General features: G+C 47.3%; 24 protein-coding genes, 21 tRNA genes and 2 rRNA genes. 10 read left to right on the forward strand and 37 right to left on the reverse strand.

The window, feature by feature from the left end:
- Nucleotides 1-18: 18 nt before the first annotated feature.
- Nucleotides 19-792, reverse strand: coding sequence for an alpha/beta hydrolase family protein (locus OTK50_RS09780; protein WP_105937413.1), 774 nt, complete (start codon nucleotides 790-792; stop codon nucleotides 19-21).
- Nucleotides 793-931: 139 nt separating this feature from the next.
- Here OTK50_RS09780 and OTK50_RS09785 point away from each other — a divergent pair, with 139 nt between their 5' ends.
- The 3 genes from OTK50_RS09785 to OTK50_RS09795 are packed head-to-tail and all read left to right on the forward strand — an operon-like array spanning nucleotide 932 to nucleotide 3,517.
- Nucleotides 932-1,936, forward strand: a complete 1,005-nt coding sequence (locus OTK50_RS09785; protein WP_038459582.1) for an ABC transporter substrate-binding protein — start codon at nucleotides 932-934, stop codon at nucleotides 1,934-1,936.
- An 11-nt stretch (nucleotides 1,937-1,947) separates the two neighbouring features.
- A complete protein-coding gene (locus tag OTK50_RS09790) occupies nucleotides 1,948-2,730 on the forward strand; it encodes an ABC transporter ATP-binding protein (protein ID WP_082998872.1) in 783 nt (260 codons plus the stop codon).
- Nucleotides 2,705-3,517 carry an ABC transporter permease gene (locus OTK50_RS09795; protein WP_224223753.1) on the forward strand — a complete coding sequence of 271 codons (813 nt, stop codon included), beginning with the start codon at nucleotides 2,705-2,707 and terminating at the stop codon, nucleotides 3,515-3,517. Before OTK50_RS09790 ends, OTK50_RS09795 begins: the two co-directional genes overlap by 26 nt.
- A 35-nt stretch (nucleotides 3,518-3,552) precedes the next feature.
- Here OTK50_RS09795 and ytkD read toward each other — a convergent pair whose 3' ends face one another.
- The 3 genes from ytkD to OTK50_RS09810 form a co-directional block, all read right to left on the reverse strand.
- The gene (gene ytkD, locus OTK50_RS09800) at nucleotides 3,553-4,032 is read right to left on the reverse strand and encodes an RNA deprotection pyrophosphohydrolase (protein ID WP_003152244.1); all 480 of its coding nucleotides are present in this window, start codon (nucleotides 4,030-4,032) and stop codon (nucleotides 3,553-3,555) included.
- A 132-nt stretch (nucleotides 4,033-4,164) separates the two neighbouring features.
- A complete protein-coding gene (locus tag OTK50_RS09805) occupies nucleotides 4,165-4,569 on the reverse strand; it encodes a phage holin family protein (RefSeq protein WP_007408834.1) in 405 nt (134 codons plus the stop codon).
- 151 nt (nucleotides 4,570-4,720) lie between these two features.
- Entirely contained in the window at nucleotides 4,721-5,158 is a 438-nt protein-coding gene (locus OTK50_RS09810) for a Dps family protein (RefSeq protein ID WP_101670300.1), read from the reverse strand.
- Between the two features lie 124 nt (nucleotides 5,159-5,282).
- On the opposite strand from OTK50_RS09810, the gene ytzI reads away from it, so the two are divergent.
- Nucleotides 5,283-5,432: a YtzI protein gene (ytzI, locus tag OTK50_RS09815; RefSeq protein ID WP_007408836.1), complete on the forward strand. Its 150-nt coding sequence runs from the start codon at nucleotides 5,283-5,285 to the stop codon at nucleotides 5,430-5,432.
- On the opposite strand, the gene OTK50_RS09820 is transcribed toward ytzI, so the two are convergent.
- Nucleotides 5,429-5,872, reverse strand: coding sequence for a FixH family protein (locus tag OTK50_RS09820; RefSeq protein WP_224223754.1), 444 nt, complete (start codon nucleotides 5,870-5,872; stop codon nucleotides 5,429-5,431). The genes ytzI and OTK50_RS09820 overlap by 4 nt on opposite strands.
- 114 nt (nucleotides 5,873-5,986) lie before the next feature.
- Complete coding sequence (locus OTK50_RS09825; protein ID WP_003152237.1) at nucleotides 5,987-6,460, reverse strand: S-ribosylhomocysteine lyase; 474 nt, start codon at nucleotides 6,458-6,460, stop codon at nucleotides 5,987-5,989.
- 124 nt (nucleotides 6,461-6,584) lie between these two features.
- Here OTK50_RS09825 and yidD point away from each other — a divergent pair, with 124 nt between their 5' ends.
- Entirely contained in the window at nucleotides 6,585-6,812 is a 228-nt protein-coding gene (gene yidD, locus OTK50_RS09830; protein ID WP_007613292.1) for a membrane protein insertion efficiency factor YidD, read from the forward strand.
- On the opposite strand, the gene OTK50_RS09835 is transcribed toward yidD, so the two are convergent.
- Both OTK50_RS09835 and OTK50_RS09840 read right to left on the reverse strand, forming a co-directional pair.
- Nucleotides 6,809-7,378: a beta-class carbonic anhydrase gene (locus OTK50_RS09835; RefSeq protein WP_003152233.1), complete on the reverse strand. Its 570-nt coding sequence runs from the start codon at nucleotides 7,376-7,378 to the stop codon at nucleotides 6,809-6,811. The genes yidD and OTK50_RS09835 overlap by 4 nt on opposite strands.
- Before the next feature lie 117 nt (nucleotides 7,379-7,495).
- A complete protein-coding gene (locus OTK50_RS09840; RefSeq protein ID WP_007613295.1) occupies nucleotides 7,496-7,744 on the reverse strand; it encodes a type B 50S ribosomal protein L31 in 249 nt (82 codons plus the stop codon).
- A 197-nt stretch (nucleotides 7,745-7,941) separates the two neighbouring features.
- Here OTK50_RS09840 and OTK50_RS09845 point away from each other — a divergent pair, with 197 nt between their 5' ends.
- Genes OTK50_RS09845 through OTK50_RS09855 form a run of 3 tightly spaced genes read left to right on the forward strand, consistent with a single transcriptional unit; the run spans nucleotide 7,942 to nucleotide 10,552 of the window.
- Entirely contained in the window at nucleotides 7,942-9,273 is a 1,332-nt protein-coding gene (locus OTK50_RS09845) for a cytochrome ubiquinol oxidase subunit I (RefSeq protein ID WP_003152226.1), read from the forward strand.
- Between the two features lie 22 nt (nucleotides 9,274-9,295).
- Nucleotides 9,296-10,336, forward strand: a complete 1,041-nt coding sequence (locus OTK50_RS09850; RefSeq protein ID WP_044801515.1) for a cytochrome d ubiquinol oxidase subunit II — start codon at nucleotides 9,296-9,298, stop codon at nucleotides 10,334-10,336.
- A 57-nt stretch (nucleotides 10,337-10,393) separates the two neighbouring features.
- Nucleotides 10,394-10,552: a DUF1540 domain-containing protein gene (locus OTK50_RS09855; protein WP_007408842.1), complete on the forward strand. Its 159-nt coding sequence runs from the start codon at nucleotides 10,394-10,396 to the stop codon at nucleotides 10,550-10,552.
- Between the two features lie 366 nt (nucleotides 10,553-10,918).
- On the opposite strand, the gene menC is transcribed toward OTK50_RS09855, so the two are convergent.
- From menC to OTK50_RS09885, 6 genes are all read right to left on the reverse strand, one after another.
- Nucleotides 10,919-12,034 carry an o-succinylbenzoate synthase gene (menC, locus tag OTK50_RS09860; RefSeq protein ID WP_072589489.1) on the reverse strand — a complete coding sequence of 372 codons (1,116 nt, stop codon included), beginning with the start codon at nucleotides 12,032-12,034 and terminating at the stop codon, nucleotides 10,919-10,921.
- Entirely contained in the window at nucleotides 12,031-13,494 is a 1,464-nt protein-coding gene (locus OTK50_RS09865) for an o-succinylbenzoate--CoA ligase (protein ID WP_045208572.1), read from the reverse strand. Before OTK50_RS09865 ends, menC begins: the two co-directional genes overlap by 4 nt.
- 87 nt (nucleotides 13,495-13,581) lie before the next feature.
- Nucleotides 13,582-14,400, reverse strand: coding sequence for a 1,4-dihydroxy-2-naphthoyl-CoA synthase (gene menB / locus OTK50_RS09870; protein WP_007408846.1), 819 nt, complete (start codon nucleotides 14,398-14,400; stop codon nucleotides 13,582-13,584).
- A gap of 58 nt (nucleotides 14,401-14,458) precedes the next feature.
- On the reverse strand, nucleotides 14,459-15,283 hold the full coding sequence (gene menH / locus OTK50_RS09875) for a 2-succinyl-6-hydroxy-2,4-cyclohexadiene-1-carboxylate synthase (protein WP_224223755.1): 825 nt from the start codon (nucleotides 15,281-15,283) through the stop codon (nucleotides 14,459-14,461).
- Nucleotides 15,271-17,007 carry a 2-succinyl-5-enolpyruvyl-6-hydroxy-3-cyclohexene-1-carboxylic-acid synthase gene (menD, locus tag OTK50_RS09880; RefSeq protein WP_224223756.1) on the reverse strand — a complete coding sequence of 579 codons (1,737 nt, stop codon included), beginning with the start codon at nucleotides 17,005-17,007 and terminating at the stop codon, nucleotides 15,271-15,273. The genes menH and menD overlap by 13 nt, the downstream gene beginning before the upstream one ends.
- On the reverse strand, nucleotides 17,004-18,419 hold the full coding sequence (locus OTK50_RS09885; protein WP_224223757.1) for an isochorismate synthase: 1,416 nt from the start codon (nucleotides 18,417-18,419) through the stop codon (nucleotides 17,004-17,006). The genes menD and OTK50_RS09885 overlap by 4 nt, the downstream gene beginning before the upstream one ends.
- A 282-nt stretch (nucleotides 18,420-18,701) precedes the next feature.
- Here OTK50_RS09885 and OTK50_RS09890 point away from each other — a divergent pair, with 282 nt between their 5' ends.
- Together OTK50_RS09890 and OTK50_RS09895 are read left to right on the forward strand one after the other, a co-directional pair.
- Entirely contained in the window at nucleotides 18,702-19,421 is a 720-nt protein-coding gene (locus tag OTK50_RS09890) for a TraR/DksA C4-type zinc finger protein (RefSeq protein ID WP_088461209.1), read from the forward strand.
- Nucleotides 19,422-19,577: 156 nt separating this feature from the next.
- Complete coding sequence (locus tag OTK50_RS09895) at nucleotides 19,578-20,048, forward strand: TspO/MBR family protein (protein ID WP_224223758.1); 471 nt, start codon at nucleotides 19,578-19,580, stop codon at nucleotides 20,046-20,048.
- Nucleotides 20,049-20,083: 35 nt separating this feature from the next.
- On the opposite strand, the gene OTK50_RS09900 is transcribed toward OTK50_RS09895, so the two are convergent.
- The 23 genes from OTK50_RS09900 to OTK50_RS10010 form a co-directional block, all read right to left on the reverse strand.
- A tRNA-Glu gene (locus tag OTK50_RS09900) sits at nucleotides 20,084-20,155 on the reverse strand.
- A 3-nt stretch (nucleotides 20,156-20,158) separates the two neighbouring features.
- A tRNA-Ser gene (locus OTK50_RS09905) sits at nucleotides 20,159-20,249 on the reverse strand.
- Nucleotides 20,250-20,252: 3 nt separating this feature from the next.
- Nucleotides 20,253-20,327: transfer RNA gene (locus OTK50_RS09910), tRNA-Asn, on the reverse strand.
- Nucleotides 20,328-20,337: 10 nt separating this feature from the next.
- Nucleotides 20,338-20,414 (reverse strand) — tRNA-Ile (locus tag OTK50_RS09915).
- A 15-nt stretch (nucleotides 20,415-20,429) separates the two neighbouring features.
- A tRNA-Gly gene (locus OTK50_RS09920) sits at nucleotides 20,430-20,503 on the reverse strand.
- 8 nt (nucleotides 20,504-20,511) lie between these two features.
- Nucleotides 20,512-20,587, reverse strand: a tRNA-His gene (locus OTK50_RS09925).
- Nucleotides 20,588-20,607: 20 nt separating this feature from the next.
- Nucleotides 20,608-20,683 (reverse strand) — tRNA-Phe (locus OTK50_RS09930).
- Between the two features lie 10 nt (nucleotides 20,684-20,693).
- A tRNA-Asp gene (locus tag OTK50_RS09935) sits at nucleotides 20,694-20,770 on the reverse strand.
- Nucleotides 20,771-20,776: 6 nt separating this feature from the next.
- Nucleotides 20,777-20,853 (reverse strand) — tRNA-Met (locus tag OTK50_RS09940).
- A 19-nt stretch (nucleotides 20,854-20,872) separates the two neighbouring features.
- Nucleotides 20,873-20,965, reverse strand: a tRNA-Ser gene (locus tag OTK50_RS09945).
- 7 nt (nucleotides 20,966-20,972) lie between these two features.
- Nucleotides 20,973-21,049, reverse strand: a tRNA-Ile gene (locus OTK50_RS09950).
- 2 nt (nucleotides 21,050-21,051) lie between these two features.
- A tRNA-Met gene (locus tag OTK50_RS09955) sits at nucleotides 21,052-21,128 on the reverse strand.
- Between the two features lie 20 nt (nucleotides 21,129-21,148).
- A tRNA-Ala gene (locus OTK50_RS09960) sits at nucleotides 21,149-21,221 on the reverse strand.
- A 4-nt stretch (nucleotides 21,222-21,225) separates the two neighbouring features.
- Nucleotides 21,226-21,302: transfer RNA gene (locus tag OTK50_RS09965), tRNA-Pro, on the reverse strand.
- 16 nt (nucleotides 21,303-21,318) lie between these two features.
- Nucleotides 21,319-21,395, reverse strand: a tRNA-Arg gene (locus OTK50_RS09970).
- Between the two features lie 9 nt (nucleotides 21,396-21,404).
- Nucleotides 21,405-21,490 (reverse strand) — tRNA-Leu (locus OTK50_RS09975).
- Between the two features lie 19 nt (nucleotides 21,491-21,509).
- Nucleotides 21,510-21,584: transfer RNA gene (locus tag OTK50_RS09980), tRNA-Gly, on the reverse strand.
- A gap of 9 nt (nucleotides 21,585-21,593) precedes the next feature.
- Nucleotides 21,594-21,677 (reverse strand) — tRNA-Leu (locus tag OTK50_RS09985).
- Nucleotides 21,678-21,687: 10 nt separating this feature from the next.
- Nucleotides 21,688-21,763, reverse strand: a tRNA-Lys gene (locus OTK50_RS09990).
- A 37-nt stretch (nucleotides 21,764-21,800) separates the two neighbouring features.
- Nucleotides 21,801-21,876 (reverse strand) — tRNA-Thr (locus tag OTK50_RS09995).
- A gap of 29 nt (nucleotides 21,877-21,905) precedes the next feature.
- A tRNA-Val gene (locus tag OTK50_RS10000) sits at nucleotides 21,906-21,981 on the reverse strand.
- 23 nt (nucleotides 21,982-22,004) lie between these two features.
- Nucleotides 22,005-22,120 (reverse strand): 5S ribosomal RNA (rrf, locus tag OTK50_RS10005).
- Nucleotides 22,121-22,170: 50 nt separating this feature from the next.
- Nucleotides 22,171-22,281: ribosomal RNA gene (locus OTK50_RS10010) — 23S ribosomal RNA — on the reverse strand; the annotation flags it as partial.

Genomic DNA, 22,281 nt, shown 5'->3' on the forward strand with positions numbered 1-22,281 from the left:
TATCATAAATCAGACATCTTACCGTGTCTTCATCCATTCCGCCAGCCGCCGGACAATGCGTCTGTTTTCCTGCGGCGGAAAATAATGCGTAAAACCGCTGTAATACCAAGTTTCCACCGGTTTCCCCGCCTCTTTCAGCTTGTCCTCGATCATCCGGGCGTGTTCGATCGAAACATTCTCATCATTCTCTCCATGGATGAGCAGCACAGGGGCCTGAATGCGGTCTGCGTTTTCAAACGGCGAACGCCATCTGTATTCATCCGGCACCTTTTTCGGCGTGCCGCCGATCACCCGCTTCATCATCCGCCGCATATCCTTCCGCTCTTCATAAGTAAGCACCATATCGCTCACACCGCCCCATGATACGAGCGAAGCCGCTTGATGCCCCATTTCAATCGCGGTCAAAAGCCCCATGATTCCGCCCCGGGAAAAACCGAAAATATGCACCCGCCCTTCCCTGACGTTCGGATGCTCCCGAAGCAGGCGAAAAGCGGAAAACGCGTCCTCTCTGTCCTCTCCCGCAAAATCTTCATTTCCCTCGCCGCCCTGGTTGCCTCTGTAATAAGGCGCAAACACGACAAAGCCTTGGGAAGCGAATTGAACGATTCTTCCGGGGCGTACCATGCCGACATTTTTTATGCCGCCGCGCAAATATAAAAAACCGTCATATGTGCCCGGCGCCGCAGGCTCGGCAAGGAGCCCCTTTACCTTCAGCCCTTCTGACTCATAGCATACCGCAAAGAGGCGGACATGCGGACTCGGAGACGGGAACCTTTTCTTTTCTACCAGCAAAACAATGAGCCTCCTTATATCATCAGTTTTTTTATTCTTTCCCAACGTGAATATGGGCACTCACACATTTTTTATACCCATCATACGATATGTAAAGCAGAAAAGGTTATTTTAACGCTTAAAACAAGGAGGTTACACCGTGAACAAATGGCTCAAAACGGGCTGCGTTTTTGTCATATGCGCCTTTTTCCTGCTCATTCTTCCGGCCTGCAGACAGGAAGAAAGTCTGACGAAGGTAAAGGTGGCGGAAGTCACACACTCCATCTTCTATACGCCTATGTATGTCGCTGAAGCAAAAGGTTTCTTTAAAAAAGAAGGGCTCCAAGTGTCACTTCAAACAACATGGGGCGGAGACAAAACGATGACATCGCTTTTGTCAAACGGGTCTGATATCGCGCTGGTCGGTTCTGAAACATCCATTTACGTGGAGGCGCAGGGAGCAAAAGATCCGGTCATCAACTTCGCGCAGCTGACACAGACGGACGGCACATTTCTCGTGTCGCGGAAGGATGAGAAATCATTCAAATGGAGCGATTTAAAAGGAAAAACATTTCTCGGCCAGCGAAAAGGCGGCATGCCCCAAATGGCTGGTGAGTACGTCCTGAAAAAGAATCACATAGAGCCGAAAAAAGACATTAACCTCGTTCAAAACATTGATTTCGCCAATATTTCCAACGCATTCGCATCCGGAACGGGTGATTATGTGCAGCTGTTTGAACCGACGGCATCCCAATTTGAAAAAGAAGGCATCGGCCATATCGTCGCATCTTTCGGAGAAGCTTCCGGCCAAGTGCCATACACAACCTTTATGGCAAAAGAAAGTTATTTGAAAACCAATGAAAAGACGGCGGAAAAATTCACCCGCGCCATCTATCGCGCCCAGCAATGGGTGGAAAGCCATCCGGCCAAAGACATCGCAAAAACGATTCAGAAGGAATTTGCCGATACCGATCCGGCCATAATCGAAACATCAATAGAGCGCTATAAAAAACAAAAGTCATTCTCTGCAGACCCAGTTCTGCAAAAGGATGAATGGGAACAGCTTCAATCTATTATGGATGAAGCAGGAGAGCTCCCGAAACATATTCCGTACAGCAAACTCGTCAACACAAAAATCGCCAAAAAAGTCACCTCAGAACAATAGGAGGAACATGAATGTCTTTTTTACATGTCGATCATGTAACACATACTTATTTCTCGCTGAAAGAAAGAACAACTGCCGTGAAAGATATACATTTTCAGATTGAAAAAGGGGATTTCATCTCCTTTCTCGGGCCGAGCGGATGCGGAAAAACAACACTCCTGTCCATTCTGGCCGGCCTTATCACCCCTGCGCAAGGCCGGGTGCTGATTGAAGGAAGCGTGCCGAACCATAAAGAACACCAAATCGGTTATATGCTTCAGCAGGATTATTTATTTCCTTGGAAATCAATTGAGGAAAACGTGCTGCTCGGTTTACACATTTCAAAAACATTAACAGAAGAAAAAAGAGCTGAAGTTCTCAGCCTTCTGCCTAAGCTCGGATTAATCGGCGTTGAAAAGAAATACCCGAAAGAGCTGTCAGGCGGAATGCGGCAGCGGGCGGCACTTGCCAGAACTCTTGCGCCGGACCCGGGACTGCTGCTCCTTGATGAACCGTTTTCCGCGCTGGACTTTCAAACGAAGCTTTCTTTGGAAAACCTTGTCTTCAGAACATTAAAGGATTTTCAAAAAACCGCCGTGCTCGTCACCCATGATATCGGTGAAGCCATCGCCATGAGCGATACGATCTATTTATTTTCGAATCAGCCGGGCACCATCCACCAAATATTCACCGTGCCTAAGGAGCTCGCGGCTTTAGATCCGTTTGACGCGCGTCAGGATCCGGCCTTTCAGCCGCTGTTTCAAACCATATGGAAGGAGCTGAATTCCCTTGAAAAACAGCAGCGGCACGATTGAACAGCTTCATCAGCAGTTTAAGAAAAGACACCAAAAAGAAAAGCTCCGGATCCGTGCGTATCAGACCGCCATTTTCATCGTATTTTTTGCCGGATGGGAAATATCGAGCAGGGCGGGCTGGATCGATCCGTTAATCTTCAGCTCACCCTCCGCCGTTTGCAGGCTTTTAGTTGAAAAGATTGCGGACGCATCCCTTGCGGCGCACATCGGCGTAACCTTAGGAGAAACCGTTCTCGGCTTTTTGCTCGGCACGCTCCTCGGCACATGCCTCGCCGCTCTGTTATGGTGGTCAAACAGGCTCGCCCGGGTTTTAGACCCGTACCTCGTCATTTTAAACGCGATGCCGAAGGTCGCACTCGGACCGATTCTCATCGTGGCACTCGGACCGAATTTCACAAGCATTGTCGCCATGGGAGCAGTCATCAGTGTCATTATCACGACAATCGTCGTCTTTACGGCTTTTCAGGAAGTGGATGAAAACTATATTAAGGTGATGAAAACCTTCGGAGCGAAAAGAAGCATCATGTTTAAAGAAGTCATTCTGCCGGCATGCGCCCCTGCTATTATTTCCGCGCTTAAAGTGAACGTCGGTTTATCCTGGGTCGGTGTCATCGTCGGCGAGTTTCTCGTTTCCGAAAAAGGTCTGGGCTACATGATCATTTACGGATTCCAGGTCTTCAATTTCACTCTTGTGTTCTTAAGCCTTCTGATCATCGCGATTTTTGCGACATTGATGTATCAGGGAGTCGAACTGTTAGAAAGAAAATGGACGAAAGGAAAATTATAAAAAAGACCCGTGCGTAAGCGCCGGGTCTCCGTTTTTTATGATTGAAATACGCCGTCCTCTTTCAGCTTTTTCAGACTGATCGGAAGCACCGAATCTTTCATAATGAAACTGAATTTTTTATTTCGGGGGAGATTCTCCGGCAGTTCGCTGAACAGCACCGGCCCCTTTGTTTCAAAATAGTCAGCCTGTTTTTCAAGCTTTTCAATATCGGCAAAATAAATATTCTTCACGATTACCTTTTCCCTGCCGAGAACTTTATACTGTCCGACGTACTTCAGATGTCTTACCGCGGCACCGGTTTCTTCTTTCACCTCGCGCAGGGCCGCTTCCTCCGCACATTCCATCGGCTCCACTTTTCCGCCCGGAAATTCAAACCCCCGGTCTTCGTGCTCAGTCAAAAGCCACTTATCTCCGTATCGGCATATGACCCATACGTGCTTCGGGCTGTCTGAAAAAGGCTGGTGTTCAAAGGAGAGCTGAACAGTGTTCTGATAATAGTCTTTAAACTCGTACATGTTTATCCCTCTAATCCGTTCCTTCATATCTTCCATACATCATACCACAGTTGCGTTTGTTCGGAAGCCCTTTATCAAAAATTCAGAGGAAAACCATCATACCCGCTAGTATAGCCTCCTTTGAAGCAAATGTTACGGTTTGCGCTTGAATTTATTTTTCAGGGTATCCAATAGATCGACGAGCACCTGCGGGACCGGTATGCCCAGCGAGCTTGCCGTAATCACGATCTGAACCGATTCGTATAAGATATAAAACATGATAGCCAAATTACGGATGGCGCCTTCGGTATGAAGCAGCTGGTCAAAAAAATGGCAAACTGAGACTAATGCCAGGGTCACGATTTTTTTGACCAGCCGCGCAAAAAGCTTTCTTGCGCTCAGCTGCTGCAAAAGAGATTCTTTTAAGCTTGTACTGATAAACTCAATCGCCATGACCGATAGCAAAATCAGAAACGAATACTGAAAACCTCCGAAGAAAAACCCCGCTGCCGACACGATCACTGCAAAAAACGAAAAGATGCCAAAGTCTTTGCCCACTTGATCCAACATCCTTTCACAGAAACGGCCTTACATTATTCTATGAAAAGTGAATGGAACGGACTGGATTTTTCAGAAAAATGGACAACACCTCACTTCGGCAGCCAAATAAAAGACCGAGTGCTTTACAGCCCCGGTCTTCCCTTGTTGATTATCCTAAATACGCTTTCAGCATCCAGTTATGTTTTTCGATATTCTGGTGAATAGCAAGCAGCATATCACCGGTCGTTTCGTCTCCGACCTCATCTGCGAGGTCCATGCCGCTTTTCAGCTCTTCCGCAATGACAGTGAAATCATCATAAATGTTCTGTACCATTTGTTCTGCGCTCTCATTGCCTTCCGCTTCTTTTATAGACGCTGTCTTCAATGATTCCGTCATTGTGCCGATCGGCTTGCCGTTTAATGCCAGCAGACGTTCTGCCAGATCATCAATATATGTAGCCGTTTCGTTATACAGCTCCTCGAACTTTTCATGCAATGTGAAAAAGTCCTTCCCTTTGACGTACCAATGATAGTTATGTAATTTCACATACATGACCGTCCAGTTTGCAACTTGCTTATTGACTGCATCCAATAGTTTTTCTGACATGCCTATCTTCCTCCTTTGGTTTATTATTGATATACCCTATATATCGTGTGTTAAAACATAAATTTTTAGCCCTTGATTTTACGAATGGAAAATATGTTATGATTTGTTAAAAAGGAGGGATTTCATGCTGCTTCTTCTGAGCTTCGGCTTTCTTATCGTGCTCGCCGTGCTGCTTTTATCCATCTGGTCGACTGTAAGAGCTTATAATGTAAAACATACGATTGACCCGCCGGAGGACGCATCAAAAGGCTTGACGGATAAAAAAAATCCTTAATGATGATGCGCCTGTTCCTCATGGCCGGAGGAATCATCGGCAGCTTCAGCATCCCCGACACGCACTTTTACAGTCGGCATATTATGCTGCTGCTTTGCCGTTACGTGGGATTGAACGGTATACACACCCTCTTCATCAAATTCAGTCCGCAGGTGATACGCCCCTTTTTCCTCCTTGGCCTTGCTTGTTTTGCTGCTGCCTTTTTTTCCTTCTTTCCATACTTCAAACATGACTTCATCCGCATCCGTGACACGCTTGCCGCCGTAAAAAACCTCCGCCTTGTATTCCGCTTTTTCATGCGGTGCTGCCGTTTCCGGTCCTGTAAGCTTGACCTCAAGCGCTTTAGGCTCTTCATCCGCGGAGGTTTTGTCCGAATTGCCCCCGCAGGAAGATAATAGAAATATCATACCGCACATACCTGCCAATACAGCCCGTTTCATCCCATCACTCCTTCATGTTTGCTTCTATTTTAGCAAACGCTTACACATAAGGTGTGACATTTTTTAGAAATATGTAAAAAAGCCTTTTTGCATGTCAGCAAAAAGGCCTGTTTTTTATCCGAACACTTTCAGCAAATCTTCTTTATCTTGTGACAGCCAGAAACGCATCAGACGTTTCGCGCCTTCTAAATCATGAAGTTTCGCCTGGCCGCACTGTTTTTCGTTGGCCGCCGGAATCTCCGTAATATCGATGGCTTCTTTCAGCGTAGCGTCAAGCAGGTCTACAATTTCTTCCGCTGTCGGCTCGCCGCTGACAACAAGATAATAGCCTGTCTGGCAGCCCATCGGTGAGATATCTATGATGTCGAAGTGATCGTATTTCTCAGAATGTGTGCGAATCGTAAACGCAAGCAAGTGCTCAAGCGTATGAATCGTATCCGGCTTCATCGCCTGTTTGTTCGGCTGGCAGAAGCGAATGTCAAACTTATTCACGACGCCGTCTGTTCCGACTTTATGCACTCCGCAATGTCTTACATACGGAGCCACAACCGCATTATGGTCAAGCTCAAAACTTTCTACTGAAGGCATAATAGCACTCCCTTTTTTTCAGAATATGCATCCATTATAACACAGTTTTCCGATAAGAATTGTGGCGGAAGCTTTTCAATCTGAAATTTTTTTTCTATACTAGCATCAGAAAGGTGGTATTTTGATGAAAACCATAATGATTGCTTTAATCCGCGGATACCAGAAGTTCATCTCTCCGCTGACGCCGCCGTCATGCCGCTTTTATCCGACCTGTTCGCAGTACGGAATCGAAGCCGTCAAGACTCACGGCGCATTAAAAGGCGGATGGCTGACACTGAAGCGGATTTTAAAGTGCCACCCTTTTCATCCGGGCGGTGTTGATCCCGTACCGGACAAAAAAGAAAAACATTAGTCCATATGCTGGTAGCCGTCGATCACCAGATCAAGTTTACCCGTTTCAGGATCAATCACCAGACCGTGCACCGGCACATTGTCAGGGAATAGCGGATGGTGTTTAATGACGTTTACGCTGTCTGTAACACTCGCTTCTACTGAATCAAAGCTTTTCAGCCATTGATCAAGATCAACTCCTGAGTGCTTCAGCATGTCAATCCGCTCTTTCGGAATACCGCGGTCGATAATTTTATCAAGCATATCCTCGCTGTTGATTTTGCTCATGCCGCAATCATGGTGGCCGATGACGCAGACTTCATCAGCGTTTAATTCGTATACGGCCACTAAAAGGCTGCGCATGATGCTTCCGAACGGGTGGGCGACAAGCGCGCCGGCACTTTTAATAATTTTCACATCGCCGTTTCGCATGTTCATCGCATGCGGAAGCAATTCTACAAGACGTGTGTCCATACAGGACAAAATCGCCATCTTTTTATCCGGGAATTTAGATGTTTGGTATTTTTCATAATCTTTGTTTTTAGTGAACTGCTCATTAAATTGCATGATATCGTTTAGAAGACTCATCTTGGTGTTTCCTTTCTGCTTTTTTATTCACAATATAACATAAGACGGGTCATTTCGTCACTCCCCGCACGGATGACAAAGTGCTCAATAAATAAGACAAGCCCCATTGGGCTTGTCTTATTTCCCCATATTGTATTTTTTGTTGAACTGTTCGACTCTCCCGCCTTTTTCGTTGAATTTTTGGCGGCCTGTATAAAACGGATGCGTATCTGAGCTGACTTCCACTTTAATCAGCGGGTATGTCTTTCCGTCTTCCCACTCTGCCGTTTCCTCTGATTTTTTCGTAGAATGGCTTAAAAAGCGATAGCCGCTGTTCACATCTTGAAAAATCACCTGATGGTTATCCGGATGAATATCTTTTTTCATGCTGATCTCCCTTTCTCAAATCGTAATAATTACGTTTTATTTTAAACCTTAAATAACCGCTTGTCAATCATATATGCCCCGATCCCTTGATTTCTAAACCCTGCACATATATGGAATCGGAAGAATAATCTAATCGCTTCAGCAAATAATATAACCACATTACATAAAACGGTAATTTAGAAAGGCGGTTTATGATCGTGGATGATTTAGTGTTAGCCAGAAGCCTGTTCGGGACAACCATGGGCTTTCATATTATTTTTGCGACGCTTGGTGTCGGCTTGCCTCTGATGATTTTAATGGCTGAATTGATTTATCAAAAAACAAAAGATCCGCATTATGCCATTATGGCGAAAAGGTGGACGAAGGCGCAGGCTGTTCTGCTCGGCGTGGCGATACCGACCGGAACGATCGCGGGTACACAGCTTGCCCTTTTGTGGCCCGGATTCATGGAAGTCATCGGCAGGGTGATGTCCCTCCCGTTTCAGATTGAAATTTATGCTTTCTTTATCGAAGCGCTGTTTATGTCCATTTATGTCTACGCCGCTGACCGGCTGACTCCGGCTATGCGCATCATTGCCGTTATTTTCGTTTTGATCGGCGCCGCGGCATCCGCCGTCTTAATCACAAATGTTCACGCATTTGAAGGAACGCCGGCCGGCTTTAAAATTTTAAACGGCAAAATCACTGACGTCGAACCTTGGGCAGCGTTTTTTAATCCAAGCTTTTTCACCACCGCGGGCCATGTCGTACTGACGGCTTTCATGACCGGTGCATTTATCGTTGCGTCAGTTGCGGCTTATAAAATGCTGAGAACGAGAAAACAGGAGCAGGTATACCGCTTTCACCGAAAAGCGCTGCTGCTCGCCTTAACGATCGGAGGGATATTCTCCATTATTGCCTCTTTAAACGGTCACGAGTCAGCCCAGCTTCTTTACGAATACCAGCCTGAGAAGCTTGCGGGCGCAGAAGGGCTTTTTGAAACTAGATCACACGCTCCGCTTGCGATCGGGGGTTTTACTGATGCAAAAGAAGAAAAAGTAAAATGGGCGATAGAAGTGCCATGGGCTTTAAGCTTTTTGGCTGCAAACAGCTTTGATACCGTCGTCAAAGGATTGAACGCGTTTCCGAAAGACGAGTGGCCGCCTTTATTCATCCATACACTGTTTAACGGAATGGTCGGCATCGGAATGCTGCTCATTTTGTACTCAATCATCGGCATCGTGTGGAGAAAAATTTTAAAGAAAGACAGCTTTCCGACTTGGCTTTTGATTTTATTTTTAACCGCAGGACCGCTCAGTCTGATCGGAATTGAATTCGGGTGGATATTCGCTTGTACGGGGCGGCAGCCATGGGTGATTTACCATCTCCTGAAAACGTCTGATGTCGTCACGACAACCGGTTCAATCGGTTTGCTGTTCATCCTGTTTACAGTGGTTTACGCCATTTTGGCAGCCGCAGTCATTTATGTGCTGCTTTATTATTTCCGCAAACATCCCGTTGAGGAGGATGTAAAAGCGGCGGAATCCTAACAATAGAAAGGGCTGAATTGAAATGGACATTACCATGGATGCTCTCATTGCGATATCAATCGTATGGGGCTTCGTGTTTATCTACGCGGTCATGGCAACGATGGACTTCGGAGCCGGCTTTTGGTCGATGATTTATTTAAATAGAGAACAAACAAAGGCGACAAACATCGCCAACCGTTATTTGTCCCCGACATGGGAAGTGACCAACGTCTTTATCGTCGCAATCGTTGTCGCCCTATTCAGCTTCTTTCCAGGGGCAACCTTCGTGCTGGGAACCGTTTTATTGATCCCGGGGAGTATTATTTTGCTGCTTTTAGCCATCCGCAGCGGCTTTCTCGTCTTCTCCAATACGGCGAAGGAAAGAAAAATCATGAGATATATCTCCGGAATTTCGGGCTTCATTATTCCCGCTGTGCTGATTTTGGTCCTTCCGGTCACACACGGAGGATTTATTGATAAGACGGGCGGCGTGTATCACCTGAATTTGGCAAATGTCTTTACAAGCCTTAATGCGTATGCGTTTATCGGCTTTGCCATTTTAAGCACTTTATTTTTATCTTCACTGCTTCTGGCCGATTTTTCAAATGTTGCGGAAGAGGAGCATGCGTACCGCATCTACAGACGGAGCTCTTTAATAACAGGGCCGCTGTCGCTTCTTTTTGCCTTCTTCATTATGCTGACATTACGCTCTGAAGCCGGCTGGCTGTATACGGGGATGATGAAAGACAAGACATGGCTCATTCTGTCTGTCATTACATTTATCATTGCCGGCGTGGCTCTGTTTTTGCCGAATAAACGCTTCGGCCGCAACCTCGGCAAACCAAGAATCGCCATGATCGCCATTGCGCTTCAATACTTTCTGGCAAGCTATGCATACGGACGGGCGCATCTTCCTTATATGATTTATCCGGATATTACGGTCATGTCAGGATTTACGGAGCCGGCAACCTTCAGGGCGCTGTTTATGACGTATATCGTCGCTTTCATCATTTTGTTTCCCGGGTTTTATTTCTTCTGGAAGCTCTTTATGAAAGACAGACGTTATATCCGCCAGGAGGAATAACAAAAATCAGGGCGGCTCATACTAATGGCGTACCTTTTATCTTGGAGGGGAGCCAGCATGGACCAAAAAATTCTGTGTGAAGTCAATAACTGTTCATATTGGGGCAGAGGAAACAAATGCACGGCCGACGCTATTTATGTGGTCAGCCATACAGGCGAAACCGCTGAAAAAAGTGAAGAAACGGATTGCAAAACCTTTAAACCGCATGATTTATAAAAAAAAGAGCTGTTTTATACAGCTCTTTTTCATTTCCGCGCCGCAAGCCTTTTTGAAATCAGCCCCTGAGCCGGAGAAAACCGCGCGGATGAGAAGCATGGCGAAAAGGCGGTTCGTCGGCAAATATAGGCGGCAGACAGTACAATATCGCATTCATGAAGCACATAATTTTTTATCAAGATGTACATCTTGGCCCAAGCCAGAAAGCAACACCTGCGCGCTGTTTGAAGAATAAAAAAATCATCGCATTCACCTATTAAAAAAACCGGCTGATACAGCCGGTTCAAACTGGGGAAGGGGTGATGATGAACAGTTTCAATATAACAGCAGCATACAGGCAGCTCAACTCGCTGAAATGTCTTTTTATCAGTTGTTTGTCGTAAAAACGTCCATTTGGGTGACGTATTTTCTCATTATTTCCTGATTGACTTCGACACCCAGTCCGGGACCGTCCGGAACAGAGATGAACCCCTCTTCGATACGGATATCAGGAGTGACAATATCCTCCTCCCAGTATCGGTCTGATGAGGAAATGTCACCCGGTATCGTAAATTGCGGCAGCGAAGCGAGCGCGACTGTCTGCGCTCTCGAAATGCCGGTTTCAAACATTCCGCCGCACCAAACCGGCATGTGATGCTCTCTGCATAAGTCATGTATTTTTAAAGCCTCTGTCAGGCCTCCTACACGCGCTGGTTTTATGTTAATGATTTTACAGCTCCCAAGCTCAATCGCCCGCCTCGCGTCATCATATGAGCAAATGCTTTCATCAAGGCATACCGCGGTTCTCAAGTGTTTCTGCAGGTGGCGGTGATCGACAATATCATCTGCCTGAAGCGGCTGTTCTATCATCATGAGCTGGAATTCATCCAACTCTTTCAGCCTGCTGATGTCTTTCAGTTCATATGCCGAGTTGGCATCCGCCATCAGCGGTACGTTCGGAAAACGGCTGCGGATGGCTCTGACCAGATCAACGTCATGGCCGGGCTGAATTTTTATTTTTATACGTTGATAACCTTCTTTTACGTATTGCTCAATTTCCCGAAGCATCTCATCAGCCGAAGCCAGACCCACCGCCACGCCGGCGGGCACTTTATCTCTTTTTCCCCCTAAGGCTTCTGCGAGAGATATCCCCTTTTTCTTGGCATATAGATCCCACACGGCTGATTCAAGCCCCGCTTTTGCCATGCGGTTTCCTTTGAAACGCGCGAGACTGTCAGGCACTTCTGACGGATGGAAAAACTCGCGGCCTACGATATTCGGGATAAAAAAATCTCTCAGCATATGCGCGCATGTCTGAATCGTTTCTTCTGTATACCACGGAGAAGAAAACGCCGATACCTCCCCCCAGCCGGTTCTCCCGGTTTCATCGATCGCTTCCACGATCAAAAATTTACGGTCCTGCAGCGTTTCAATACTTGTTTTAAACGGTTTTTTCAGCCTCATACTTACATGATAAAGGGTGATTTTTTCAATCTTAATCATGACAATTCTCCTTTACGAAGCTCATTCAGCCGATGCCTCATCAGTTTATTGGACGCGTTCCGCGGGAGCCCGTCAACCTCGAAAAAAGCAGCCGGTATTTTATATTTTGCAAGCCGCTCACGGCAAAAGGCGGTCAGCTCCTCAGAACTGACAGAAGAAGTCAGCACGAGAAAAGCATGCGGCACTTTCCCCCACTTCGGATCTTCGGCTCCCGAAACACCTGCCTCCGCTACAGCCGGATGGGCAAGCAGCGCCGCTTCCACTTCTGCCGGGTAGATGTTCTCTCCGCCTGAAATAATGAGGTCCGACCGCCTGTCCAGCACGTATAAAAACCCTTCATCATCCAAATAGCCAAGATCGCCCGTTTTAAACCATCCATTATGAAAAGCGGCCTGGTTTGCGTCATCACGATGGTAATACCCTTTCATTACATTCGGGCCTTTCACCGTAATTTCACCGTGTTCAAACGGCGCACAAGGGTTTCCGTCTTTTTCAATTCTAATTTCGCATGAAAACAGCGGTTTACCGGCCGAGCCGAGCTTGTCCATACTGAATTCCGGAGAAAGCGTGACAATCTGTGAGCAGGTTTCAGTCAAGCCGTAAGATTGGAATACCGGAAATTGTTTCCTACGGCATTCTTCAAGGAGCGGCAGCGGTGCAGGACCCCCGCCAAGCAAAATGCAGCGCAGTGATTCAGGACATTGTTCAGTTTCCGCAAGCAGGCCCGAAAGCATGGTCTGCACCGCTGAAATGATCGTGACCTGATGGGAGCTGATGCTGTCAAGCACATCAGTGACAGAAAATTTTTGATGAAGCACGACGGGCATGCCGTAAATGACCGACTTAAACAGCGCAGACAGACCGCTGATATGAAACAGCGGCAGCGCAATAAGCCAGCGGTCCCGCTCCGTGACCCCCAGATTCAGCGCAGACGATACAGCGCTGGAATAATGATTACCGAAAGTCTGCTGCACCCCCTTCGGCCTTCCTGTTGTTCCTGACGTATACATAAGAGTCGCCGTATCATCAAGCGTTACATAAGCTTCTGGCTCCATATCACCCGCCTCTTCAGCCTGCAGCTCGTCCACATCTGCGGTGGCGACCGCAGATTCATATTCTTCGCGGCAAAAATCGTCCTCCGTCAATAAAAGCTTTGCCTGTGAATCTTCGAGCTGAAACAACCGTTCCTGTTTTGAGAGCTTCGTATTCAACAGCACAGCTTCCGCCCCTAATAAGAAGCAGGCGTGAACGGCATAAACCATTTCCGGTCTGTTAGAAAGCAAAATCGCAGCGCGGTCTCCTTTTTTAAGCGAGCAGTATTTGGACAGCCGCGCGGCCATTTGTTTAGAAGCATGATATAATTCTCTGAATGTCATCTGTTTGTTTTCAAATATGAGAGCGATTCTCTCTGGTGTCAGCTGAGCCCTTTGAATGAGCCAATTCGGCTGTTCTGTCAGCATGTTATCATCTCCGAGGTAAAAGTACTTTTTTTGAAAAGAAAACAGCTTGGACCAGAGCGGCTCAAGCTGTTTCGTAGTGTCATCTGATCACGGAAAACGAGGGAACTGACCGAAATCGGGACTGCGTTTCTCTTTAAAGGAATCACGGCCTTCTTTCGCTTCGTCAGTCGTGTAATAAAGAAGCGTTGCATCTCCTGCAAATTGCTGAATTCCGGCGAGGCCGTCTGTATCAGCGTTAAATGCCGCTTTAAGGAAACGAAGGGCTGTAGGGCTTTTCTCAAGCATTTCTTCACACCATTTAATTGTTTCCTCTTCAAGTTTCTCTAATGGGACAACTGTATTGACAAGCCCCATGTCGAGCGCTTCCTGCGCATTGTATTGACGGCATAGGTACCAGATTTCACGGGCTTTCTTATGTCCGACGATACGCGCCAAGTAACCTGAGCCGTAACCGGCATCAAAGCTTCCCACTTTCGGTCCGGTTTGGCCGAAAATCGCGTTATCGGCCGCAATCGTTAAATCACAGACGATATGAAGCACATGTCCTCCGCCGATGGCATAGCCTGATACCATCGCTACGACCGGTTTAGGAATAACACGGATCAAACGCTGAAGATCAAGCACATTCAGACGAGGGATCTGATCGTCTCCGACATATCCGCCGTGACCGCGGACTTTTTGGTCTCCGCCTGAACAGAATGCTTTATCTCCCGCTCCCGCAAGAACGATAACACCAATATTGGAGTCATCACGTGCACGAGCAAACGCGTCAATCATTTCTGATACCGTCTTAGGAGTAAATGCGTTATGTACCTCCGGGCGGTTAATTGTTATTTTTGCAATACCGTTATACGTCTCGTACAGGATTTCATCGTACTGACGTTCACTTTTCCATTCTGCAGCCATTGATATGACCTCCTTCATTTTTGCCTGAGTCCGGCCGAAAAGCTATTTTCTTTATGCTTTACAAGCCGTATAAAAACTCACTTACTATCTTACCAAAAATTCGCGGCTGTTCCACATGTACCGTGTGCCCCGCCTGTTTGACAACCTCTATTTTACTTGATGGGAGCAGGTTATGCACCTTTTGATTAATAGCGCAAAACTTTTCATCCCATTCACCGCATATGAGCAGGACGGGCGCCTTGATGCGGTGTAATGCCTCCCACCAGGAAGGCTGTGAGCCCGTCCCCATTCCGAGCAGGCTGCCTGCAAGTCCGGACGGATTATTTTTCAGCCTGCCGGCGCGGATGGACGCCTTTACGCTGTCCGGCAGAGAAAGCTGCGAGGCAAACAACGGAATGCCCTCCCAATAATCGACAAACGATGTTATACCTTCCCGCAATATAAAGTCAGCAAGCTTCCGGTCTGACTGAATCCGCTTTTTGCGTTCCTGAAGCGTGCTGAGGCCCGGGGTTGTACTTTCCAAAACAAGCGCTGACACCCGATGCGGAAATGCCTGTGCAAAGGAATACGCAAGTCTTCCCCCCATAGAATAACCAATAAGTTTCACTTTGTGAAGTTTTAATTGATCAAAAACGGCGGCAAGGTCCGCAACCTGCCGGCTCGCACTGTACCTTGCCGCTTGCACAGGCGCGTCTGTCTCCCCGTGACCCAGGCAGTCAACCATCACCATTCGTTCACCGGGAAACATGCCGCGTAAAAACATCCATGATTCTTTGCTGCCCGTAAATCCATGCAGACAAACAATAGCTTCAGATGATTCGTGACCGCTATCAGCAGCCCGATAGCACACGCCGTCGGACGTTTTAACAGTTACAGTTTCCATTCTTTTTTCACTTCCCGCACTGCGGCCTGCAGCAGATCGCGATGGAATTGAACTCTTGATGTCCGATCTGTTTTCAGCTCGATTATATGAAGTCCGGGCTTGTCCGCCTGCGGCTGATACGCATCCTTAAATGCTTCCCATGTCTCAGGGCAAGTATACGTCCCGCCGTACAGTGCGGCGGCATGCCGGAAATCAAGGCCCGTCGGCGTACCGAACAGTTCTTCAAAATGAGTCTTATCAGATGCCTGCGGCAAAAACGAGAAAATCCCGCCGCCATCATTGTTTATTAAAATAACCGTAAGCGGAATTCCAAGTTTTTTAGCCGCTAACAGCCCGTTTAAATCATGGTAAAACGATAAATCTCCAATTACAAGCGTGACAGGAGCTTTTGTACCTTCACACAGTCCCATAGCCGAGGAGACAACCCCGTCAATGCCGTTAGCGCCGCGGTTGGCATAAACACGGAAGGAACGATCTTGTTTTTCAAAGAAAGTATCCACGTCGCGAATCGGCATGCTGTTGCCGACAAAAATCGAACTGCCTTCAGGGACAAGATGCTGAAGCTGACGATATACATTTCCTTCAAATGATAAGTCATCCATGCTCGCGGCCTGTAAATGACTCCGGAACCGCTCATTGACAAACTGCCATTTCTCAAGCCATCCGGACGGCCGTTTTCCGGTTTCAGCTGAACGGACCGCTTCCAAAAACACAGACGGATGGCAATGAATCATATGCGCGCCGGCCTGGGTGGGATCTCTCCATCCTCCGTCTTCATCGACGATAAACTGCTCAATGGCAGGATCATCTCTGAGCCATAAAAAGAGCGGTTTGGAAACCGGCATCGGGCCGAAGCGGATCACAGCGTCCGGGCGCAGCGCCTCTTTTATTTCCTCATCTTTTAAAAACGAGTCATAAGCATCAATAATCAGCGTCTTATCATGCTCCCCGTTTCGGAGGTTTGAAAGCGGGTCAGCTAAAATCGGGAACTGAAGCATCTCGGCAAGCGCGATGATTTGCTGCTTTTCTGCTTCACCGTGAATTTCGCCGCAGACGATCATACCTCTTTCGGTCCCCGCAAGACGCTCAGTAATATGACAGAGAGAATCTTGATCAGCTGACTGAATCCCTGTTGTGACTGAGACGTGCCGCCCCTTTCTCATTCTTTCAAAAGGTCCGGCTGATAAATCCGGCATCAAAGGCTCTCTGAGCGGCACATTGATATGGACTGGCCCCATCGGGCGCTTCCCGGCTTCACTTACGGCTCTGCCGGCCAATGTTCTGATATAGCTCAGCATTTGAGGATTTTCTTCAGGCAGAGCCGAGTCTGTGAAAAACTTAACAAAGTTACCGAACAGAAAATGCTGGTTAATCGCCTGAGGCGCCCCCACTTCCCTCAATTCATGGGGCCGATCTGCAGTCAGGACAATAAGAGGCACTCTTGAATAATGAGCTTCAATCACGGCCGGATAGAAGTTAGCCGCTGCCGTTCCTGACGTACAAATCAGCACCACCGGACGCTGGTGGGCTTTTGCAAGACCGAGTGCGAAAAAACCTGCGGATCGTTCATCAATCTGTATATGGACTTGAATATCCGGGTGGGCCGCCGCCAAAACCGCCAAGGGAGTTGACCTCGACCCCGGGCAAACAACCGCGTCGGTGACACCCGATAGAGCGAATTCATCAATAAAGCTTCCGATATAATGTGTAATCGGGTTTGTCAAAGCCTTTCACCTCCTAAAGCAGAGATCATCGGCTTTAGTTTAATTTGTGTTTCTTCATATTCTGATTGCGGATCTGAATCTTCAACAATGCCGCAGCCTGCGAAAAGCCGCGCACTTTTGTCTTCAATCAGCCCTGATCGGATAGCCACGACAAATTCTCCGTTTTCCCTGCCGTCCATCCAGCCGATCGGAGCCGCATACCATCCGCGTGTCATCGGTTCAATATCAGCGATAACTTCAACAGCTTTCTGCTGGGGAGCTCCGCCCAATGCCGGCGTGGGATGCAGCTTTTCAATTAAATCAAACAGCGAAGCGGACGTTTTAAGATGGCCTGTGATCGGTGTATATAGATGCTGAACACTTTTTGTTTTATATAATTGCGGACCTGCAGGCTTTTTCACATCGCTGCAGCTCGACAAGAAAGAATCGTGTATCATCTGAACCACAAAATCATGTTCCGCGAGATTTTTTTCGTCATGCAGCAGCTCTTTGCCGAGACGGTCATCTTCTTGTTGATTTTCTCCGCGCTTAATTGAACCTGCCAGACAGGTGGACATAACGTCTTTGCCGGATTTTTTGATCAGCCGTTCCGGTGAAGCGCCGACAAAGCATTTATCTCCCTGCTCAATCGCAAAAACATAGCTTGTCGTTTGGTCCTTCAAAAGCTTGCGGACAACGCTCTCTGTCGGAATAGGCCCATCATATGACAAAACGACTTCCCTTGCCAGCACGACTTTATCATATTGATTTGCTTTCATATCATTTGTTGCTGTTTTAATGGCTTCAAGCCAGTTTTCCACATCAAGTTCTTCGGCTTTTGTTAAAACAGGATATTCTTCATACTCGATTGAAGAAACTGAAAAAGCACCCGAAAAAGATTTCAGACGTTTCAGCGTATCTTCTGCTTGATTACCGTCTGCCGCCCATTGATTGACGGTTAAATAATCACCATCTGCCGTCTTTGTCAGCATGAGTGAGGGGATAAAGAACAGTCCTTCTTCGAACCCGTTCCATTCGTCTCCTCTCTCTTCAGCGGGATTAAATGAAAAACCGCCGAATAAGACAGGGCCGACCGCGGTATGCGCCGCCTCTTCTTCTTCATGAATATGAAAAGCCGTCTTTTTAAAGCGCTCCCATTGTTCAAAAACGTCGTGATAACGCTTTCCATTTTTTTCATTCGATTGGAACAGCGCTTCTGTGCCAAGACCGACTATTGTTAATTCACTACCGGGTTCTGACCAAAAAAATCGTTTGCCTTTATATTTTTTTGCTCCGTCTTTGAAAAATGATAGAGGGTCTAAAGACGCAATACGTCTTGAATAGCTCAATAAGACAGCATGGTTGACTTGTTTGGCTTTATGTAATGCATGATCTGCTTCCTCTCGGAACGTATGCTGCACCGTTGTCACCATGAGACATTCCTCCATAATCCGTTAAATGCTTTTAATACAATACACCTGTGATGACTTTGTGTCAAACACACAGATTTGAGCACGACAAAATGCCTGCATTTCTTATTATAAACCTTTTTGCGCAAATGAATAAAGAAACAAACTTGAATTTTCTTTCCCCACTCTCGGCAATCACTGTATGCTTTTACTTCCTCATGGGAAAATGACTATTTTTATCCACCATTTTTCTGCGAAAAAGCGTTCATACTAACAGTAAGCATCACATAGAAACGAGGGATTGATGTGCTTACAAACGAACAGATCACACACTTAAAAAAAGAATTGGAAGAAGCCAGACATGATATTTTAAGCCGCTTTAAAGAAAATGACCAATTTCAGTTAACTGATGAATTCCCGTATCAGTCATCCGGCGAATTGTCTTCCTATGACAATCATCCCGGCGATCAGGCGACCGAATTATACGAGCGGGAAAAAGACCTGGCTCTGCTCGACCATGAACGGGAGCACCTTCGCGACATTGATTACTCTCTGAAACAAATTGAAAACGGCACATACGGCACATGTGAAGTCAGCGGCAAGGACATTCCTTATGACAGACTCGAAGCTCTGCCGACGGCTACGACATTGGCGGAATATTCCTCGCAGGATGCCGTTTCCAAAGACAGGCCGATTGAAGAGGAAACACCGTTCGGACAGTTTGAATTTGATGATGATGAATCAATCCGGGCGGCTTACGATAGTGAAGATGCTTATCAGGATGTTGAGGAATACGGAAACTCAGAAACGCCTCAGGATTTAGAGGATCCGCCGCTCAGCTATGGGGATATGACAATGAACTCAGAAGAAAACATCGGCTATGCTGAGGATTATGAAAACTTTATCGCGACAGATATTACCGGAAAAAACATTTCCGTGTATCCAAGCAAAGCACACGAAAAATATGAAGAGGAACTGGACGAAGAAGGAATTATGACGACCTTTGGCGATCTTCATGCTGATTAAAACCCCGGCCTGCCGGGGTTTTTGAATACAAATAAATGGTTTGCTGCATTTTCACACTGAAAACTCATACACTTAATGGTGCATGAACCTTTTAAAAGGTTTAAGATTTCCAAAAAAGGGAACTAATGTATTGACATTGAATGGCGGAGGGAACAAATGAAAAAGAAGTATATCGGTGCGATTATTGTATTTATCATTACATATGTCTTGTTTTCTTTAGCGGGGTTTCTCTTTCCCATCGACCGGGAATGGTACGACGCGCTGCAAAAACCTGACTGGACGCCGAGCAGATCAGTGATCGGCATCATATGGGCGGTTTTGTTTGCGCTTATTTCGCTCTCAGCAGCCTTGATATACGCAAAGTTTTCATGTAAAGAATCCAAAGCTTTTTGGGTGATGCTTCTCATCAATTATATCGTGAATCAAGGGTTCAGCTATTTTCAATTCACAAAGAAAAATTTGCTTGCTGCATCTATCGATTGCCTGCTTGTGGCGGTGACAACACTCATTCTGTTGCTCATTGCCGGTAAATACAGTAAGGCTTCAGCCTGGCTTCTGGTTCCTTATTTATTATGGAGCGCTTTTGCCACATACCTGTCTTTTACCATTTACGCTATGAACGCATAAGAAAAAACCTTGCATAGTATGCAAGGTTTTTTTAATGACCCGTACGGGATTCGAACCCGTGTTACCGCCGTGAAAGGGCGGTGTCTTAACCGCTTGACCAACGGGCCTTATGGCGGAGAAGGAGGGATTTGAACCCTCGCGCCGCTTACACGACCTACACCCTTAGCAGGGGCGCCTCTTCAGCCACTTGAGTACTTCTCCATATGGCTCCACAGGCAGGATTCGAACCTGCGACCGATCGGTTAACAGCCGATAGCTCTACCACTGAGCTACTGTGGAAAAATCATCATGGTGGGCCTGAGTGGACTCGAACCACCGACCTCACGCTTATCAGGCGTGCGCTCTAACCAGCTGAGCTACAGGCCCATGACAATATAAAAATGGAGCGGGTGATGGGAATCGAACCCACGACATCAGCTTGGAAGGCTGAGGTTTTACCACTAAACTACACCCGCATGTTGTTTGGGGCGATTGATGGGAATCGAACCCACGAGTGCCAGAGCCACAATCTGGTGCGTTAACCACTTCGCCACAACCGCCAAAACAATATTAAATTAAATGGTGGCTCGGGACGGAATCGAACCGCCGACACACGGATTTTCAGTCCGTTGCTCTACCAACTGAGCTACCGAGCCTTGTTATAAATGGCGGTCCGGACGGGACTCGAACCCGCGACCTCCTGCGTGACAGGCAGGCATTCTAACCAACTGAACTACCGGACCATTTTTTGGTTGCGGGGGCAGGATTTGAACCTGCGACCTTCGGGTTATGAGCCCGACGAGCTACCGAACTGCTCCACCCCGCGATGATAATTAAATTAGATATGGCGGAGGAAGAGGGATTCGAACCCCCGCGGGCTTTGACACCCCTGTCGGTTTTCAAGACCGATCCCTTCAGCCAGACTTGGGTATTCCTCCGTATAAGTGGTGGACCTTGTAGGACTCGAACCTACGACCGGACGGTTATGAGCCGTCTGCTCTAACCAACTGAGCTAAAGGTCCAATGGTAGCGGCGGAGGGGATCGAACCCCCGACCTCACGGGTATGAACCGTACGCTCTAGCCAGCTGAGCTACACCGCCAAAAAACAATTAAAATCAAGTGGAGCCTAGCGGGATCGAACCGCTGACCTCCTGCGTGCAAAGCAGGCGCTCTCCCAGCTGAGCTAAGGCCCCAAAATGGTCGGGAAGACAGGATTCGAACCTGCGACCCCATGGTCCCAAACCATGTGCTCTACCAAGCTGAGCTACTTCCCGTTTTCAAAAGTATGTATGGCGCGCCCGAGAGGAGTCGAACCCCTAACCTTTTGATCCGTAGTCAAACGCTCTATCCAATTGAGCTACGGGCGCAACAATAAGTGCCGAGGGCCGGACTTGAACCGGCACGGTAGTCACCTACCGCAGGATTTTAAGTCCTGTGTGTCTGCCAATTCCACCACCCCGGCATGGATGGTATAGTATAGTTGGAGCGGAAGACGGGATTCGAACCCGCGACCCCCACCTTGGCAAGGTGATGTTCTACCACTGAACTACTTCCGCGTTTGGCAATGCGGATGAAGGGACTTGAACCCCCACGTCTGTAAAGACACTAGAGCCTGATTCTAGCGCGTCTGCCAATTCCGCCACATCCGCAAGAAAAAAATGGTGAGCCATGAAGGACTCGAACCTTCGACCCTCTGATTAAAAGTCAGATGCTCTACCAACTGAGCTAATGGCTCTTATTACAAGAGACTTATATAGTATAACATATAAAGGTGGTGCCGGCAAGAGGACTTGAACCCCCAACCTACTGATTACAAGTCAGTTGCTCTACCAATTGAGCTACACCGGCTTAATAAGCCAACTTATGTATGATAGGAATGGTGGAGGATGACGGGCTCGAACCGCCGACCCTCTGCTTGTAAGGCAGATGCTCTCCCAGCTGAGCTAATCCTCCATATATTACACTTGCGTGTAATGGCTTGGCGGCGTCCTACTCTCACAGGGGGAAACCCCCGACTACCATCGGCGCTGAAGAGCTTAACTTCCGTGTTCGGCATGGGAACGGGTGTGACCTCTTCGCTATCGCCACCAAACCATTGAGAGTGTTCTCTCAAAACTAGATAACAGTAAGCATACATTCAAATTGGTTAAGTCCTCGATCGATTAGTATCTGTCAGCTCCATGTGTCGCCACACTTCCACCTCAGACCTATCAACCTGATCATCTTTCAGGGATCTTACTTCCTTGCGGAATG

The sequence above is a fragment of the Bacillus sp. NEAU-CP5 genome, assembly GCF_026420705.1.
Classification (GTDB): domain Bacteria; phylum Bacillota; class Bacilli; order Bacillales; family Bacillaceae; genus Bacillus; species Bacillus velezensis.

Excerpts from the sequence above, each read along its gene's own strand:
- OTK50_RS09825 (WP_003152237.1), bottom strand. The coding sequence starts at position 6,460 with ATGCCTTCAGTAGAAAGTTTTGAGCTTGACCATAATGCGGTTGTGGCT.
- OTK50_RS09865 (WP_045208572.1), bottom strand. The coding sequence starts at position 13,494 with ATGCTGACAGAACAGCCGAATTGGCTCATTCAAAGGGCTCAGCTGACA.
- OTK50_RS09855 (WP_007408842.1), top strand. The coding sequence starts at position 10,394 with ATGGACCAAAAAATTCTGTGTGAAGTCAATAACTGTTCATATTGGGGC.
- ytzI (WP_007408836.1), top strand. The coding sequence starts at position 5,283 with ATGCTGCTTCTTCTGAGCTTCGGCTTTCTTATCGTGCTCGCCGTGCTG.
- OTK50_RS09895 (WP_224223758.1), top strand. The coding sequence starts at position 19,578 with ATGAAAAAGAAGTATATCGGTGCGATTATTGTATTTATCATTACATAT.
- OTK50_RS09810 (WP_101670300.1), bottom strand. The coding sequence starts at position 5,158 with ATGTCAGAAAAACTATTGGATGCAGTCAATAAGCAAGTTGCAAACTGG.
- OTK50_RS09835 (WP_003152233.1), bottom strand. The coding sequence starts at position 7,378 with ATGAGTCTTCTAAACGATATCATGCAATTTAATGAGCAGTTCACTAAA.
- ytkD (WP_003152244.1), bottom strand. The coding sequence starts at position 4,032 with ATGTACGAGTTTAAAGACTATTATCAGAACACTGTTCAGCTCTCCTTT.
- menH (WP_224223755.1), bottom strand. The coding sequence starts at position 15,283 with ATGGAAACTGTAACTGTTAAAACGTCCGACGGCGTGTGCTATCGGGCT.
- OTK50_RS09850 (WP_044801515.1), top strand. The coding sequence starts at position 9,296 with ATGGACATTACCATGGATGCTCTCATTGCGATATCAATCGTATGGGGC.
- OTK50_RS09840 (WP_007613295.1), bottom strand. The coding sequence starts at position 7,744 with ATGAAAAAAGATATTCATCCGGATAACCATCAGGTGATTTTTCAAGAT.
- OTK50_RS09885 (WP_224223757.1), bottom strand. The coding sequence starts at position 18,419 with ATGGTGACAACGGTGCAGCATACGTTCCGAGAGGAAGCAGATCATGCA.
- OTK50_RS09820 (WP_224223754.1), bottom strand. The coding sequence starts at position 5,872 with ATGAAACGGGCTGTATTGGCAGGTATGTGCGGTATGATATTTCTATTA.
- yidD (WP_007613292.1), top strand. The coding sequence starts at position 6,585 with ATGAAAACCATAATGATTGCTTTAATCCGCGGATACCAGAAGTTCATC.
- menC (WP_072589489.1), bottom strand. The coding sequence starts at position 12,034 with ATGATTAAGATTGAAAAAATCACCCTTTATCATGTAAGTATGAGGCTG.
- menB (WP_007408846.1), bottom strand. The coding sequence starts at position 14,400 with ATGGCTGCAGAATGGAAAAGTGAACGTCAGTACGATGAAATCCTGTAC.
- OTK50_RS09790 (WP_082998872.1), top strand. The coding sequence starts at position 1,948 with ATGTCTTTTTTACATGTCGATCATGTAACACATACTTATTTCTCGCTG.